Below are 2,480 nucleotides of genomic sequence, written 5' to 3'. Positions count from 1 at the left end.
TTCAGCTTGAAGTAGCAATAAAACAAGCAGTGACTCATCCGAAACTTTGGCTAAACTGATATTGCGACGATGCTTCAACGAATCGGGACAGTAATGGCGATAAAATTGAGAACAAATTTGGGATAATTGTTTGATATTCCATTGTAAATGATGGGATTTAGCGGTATACTGTAAGTAGCTCATTAGGACTACCTCCTGTTTGTTTTGTCACTTACAGTATAGTCCTCTTGGGCTTTTTTTGAAATTAACTAGCACCACGAGTATTCCTTGTCTTACATTACCAACCGAAAAAGAACACAAGCCTATCGGCTTATGGGGACAGCGACACAAACGCTATTTACAGGAACATAACAAAATATTTTACACTACGCTGCTCACAAGTGGTAAGTTAAATGAATATCTTGTCGATGTCGATAAACAGACGGAGGAACGCTTTAAAAGGCTTGTGGAACAGATGAAACAGTCGCAGGGCATAACAGAACAGTTAAAGTCGGAAAACGCCTTAGAGTAGGTGCAGAGAATAAATAATATACAAGCGTGTGCAAGGGAGATTGTGAATAAGGAAATTATCTTCGGATAAGTAGATAAAGACGGCAGAGGGTAAAAGCTCTGCCGCTTATTTTTATTTTAGTTTCGTTACTAAACTTGACAAAAAGCTCTCTTTTAATTATAATTAAAGTTATATAACATTAATTATAATATGATGAAGAGGTGAAAACAATGCCACCAAAGGTGAAAATTACAAAAGAGATGATTATAGATGCGGCATTTGAGATAGCACGAAGTGAAGGAGCAGAAAATATCAATGCACGAACTGTATCAAAAAAATTAGGCTGTTCCACTCAACCTGTTATGTATCATTTTAAAACAATAGAGGAATTGAAAAAAACTGTATATGTTAAGGCAGATGAATATCATTCCAAATATATAACTAATATTCAGAGTGAAAATCCGATGAAAAATATTGGACTGAATTATATACGCTTTGCTGAAACAGAGAAAAATTTGTTTCGGTTTCTCTTTCAAACAAATGAGTTTATAGGAAAAAACATTTCTGAGTTGATAAATTCTGAAGAATTACAGCCTATTATAGCTACACTCAGCAAAGAGGCAGGGATCAATACAGAACAAGCAAAAACTATTTTTCGCTCATTGTTTTTGATTGCACACGGATATGCAAGTATGTTTGCAAATAACGAAATAACCTATGACGAGCAGACGATTATATCTGATTTAGAGTTGGTATTTGATGGAATAATTTATTCATTAAAAGGAGGATTATAATGTATCGTTTATATAAGAAAAATGAATTAAATTTCTCATTAGTTTGGATTATTTCCTATGTTGTTTTGTTCAGTGTTGCTGACAGCTTTTCTGCTTCGCTTGGCACTGAAAAAATAATTACTGCACCCGTTGCTATCGTTTTTACATTGCTTCTTTTAGGCTTTGTGCGTAAACACAACTTAAAAGAAAAATACGGTCTGTGTTCTTTTAATGGAAGCCTTAGAAATTACTTATATTTTGCTCCGCTACTTCTAATTATGAGTATTAACCTGTGGAATGGCGTTACGATGAAGTTATCTGTTTTAGAAACTGTGTTATATATTTTAAGTATGCTCTGCGTTGGATTCATTGAAGAAATTATTTTTCGTGGATTTCTGTTCAAATCATTATACAAGGATAATGTAAAGTTGGCGATTGTTACCTCAAGTGTTACTTTTGGAATTGGACATATTGTAAACTTACTAAACGGAAAAGATTTAACACCTACACTCTTACAAGTTTGTTATGCAATCGCAATAGGCATTCTTTTTACGATTATTTTTTACAAAGGAAAGAGCCTTTTGCCGTGTATTATTGCACATAGTTTTGTAAATTCTTCGAGCGTTTTTGCTGTTGAAAATTCTTCAATGAAGTTTCATATTATTTCAAGTGCAGTATTATGTATTGTTAGCGTAAGTTACGCACTGTGGATATTGAAAAAAACAAAACAATTTGATGAGTATGAAAATAAAGATAATCGGTGATGATATTATATGCTAACTATTATTTCAGAATGGATATATTGCCCTGTATGCGGCAATAAAACCCGTACTATGATACGGGAAGACACGGAATTAAAAAACTTTCCTCTCTACTGTCCAAAATGTAAGCAGGAGACAATTATCAATGTTCAGGATATGAAAATCACGCTTGCAGTTAGTAAATAATTATACCTTTTTGCTCCCCAACAGGTTTTGAAAAAGAAAATATTCCCCTAGTTTTTGCCCGACAAACTTGTATACCCATTACCTTTGTATCCTTATTAAAAGCAACAAGTACCCGTGGTGCTAGTTGATTTCAAAATATCTCAAATGATAAGCCAGTATGATTTGTTCGATTCTCAATTGTAGTCCCCTAATGCGTCTCGTTAACGTGTGCTCAATATCAAATAGCGCACAAAGTTCAGAAAAGCGAGTTTCGATCGTTCTTCTCATGGT

General features: G+C 34.0%; 3 protein-coding genes and 3 pseudogenes. 4 read left to right on the top strand and 2 right to left on the bottom strand.

All coding sequences use genetic code 11. The features are described from left to right. Positions 1-183, bottom strand: a pseudogene (locus ACMZ6U_RS10095) (IS982 family transposase); the annotation flags it as partial. A 55-nt stretch (positions 184-238) separates the two neighbouring features. On the opposite strand from ACMZ6U_RS10095, the pseudogene ACMZ6U_RS10090 reads away from it, so the two are divergent. The 4 genes and pseudogenes from ACMZ6U_RS10090 to ACMZ6U_RS10075 all read left to right on the top strand — a co-directional run bounded on the left by ACMZ6U_RS10090 (position 239) and on the right by ACMZ6U_RS10075 (position 2,210). Then, positions 239-580, top strand: a pseudogene (locus tag ACMZ6U_RS10090) (TnpV protein). Between the two features lie 140 nt (positions 581-720). Beyond that, on the top strand, positions 721-1,284 hold the full coding sequence (locus ACMZ6U_RS10085; protein WP_416108297.1) for a TetR/AcrR family transcriptional regulator: 564 nt from the start codon (positions 721-723) through the stop codon (positions 1,282-1,284). Then, the gene (locus tag ACMZ6U_RS10080) at positions 1,284-2,027 is read left to right on the top strand and encodes a lysostaphin resistance A-like protein (protein ID WP_416108296.1); all 744 of its coding nucleotides are present in this window, start codon (positions 1,284-1,286) and stop codon (positions 2,025-2,027) included. The genes ACMZ6U_RS10085 and ACMZ6U_RS10080 overlap by 1 nt, the downstream gene beginning before the upstream one ends. Positions 2,028-2,036: 9 nt before the next feature. Continuing rightward, positions 2,037-2,210, top strand: coding sequence for a cysteine-rich KTR domain-containing protein (locus ACMZ6U_RS10075; protein WP_416108295.1), 174 nt, complete (start codon positions 2,037-2,039; stop codon positions 2,208-2,210). 120 nt (positions 2,211-2,330) lie between these two features. Here the strand turns inward: ACMZ6U_RS10075 and ACMZ6U_RS10070 are convergent. After that, positions 2,331-2,480: pseudogene (locus ACMZ6U_RS10070) on the bottom strand (IS982 family transposase); the annotation flags it as partial.

It is taken from the genome of Streptococcus pluranimalium (assembly GCF_047785745.1).
Classification (GTDB): domain Bacteria; phylum Bacillota; class Bacilli; order Lactobacillales; family Streptococcaceae; genus Streptococcus; species Streptococcus pluranimalium_B.
The sequence above is the reverse complement of the archived record's forward strand: the minus strand, read 5'-3'. Positions and strand labels throughout refer to the sequence as shown.

What these genes read in the sequence shown, in the direction of transcription:
- ACMZ6U_RS10085 (WP_416108297.1), top strand. Translation starts at nt 721, where the DNA reads ATGCCACCAAAGGTGAAAATTACAAAAGAGATGATTATAGATGCGGCA.
- ACMZ6U_RS10080 (WP_416108296.1), top strand. Translation starts at nt 1,284, where the DNA reads ATGTATCGTTTATATAAGAAAAATGAATTAAATTTCTCATTAGTTTGG.
- ACMZ6U_RS10075 (WP_416108295.1), top strand. Translation starts at nt 2,037, where the DNA reads ATGCTAACTATTATTTCAGAATGGATATATTGCCCTGTATGCGGCAAT.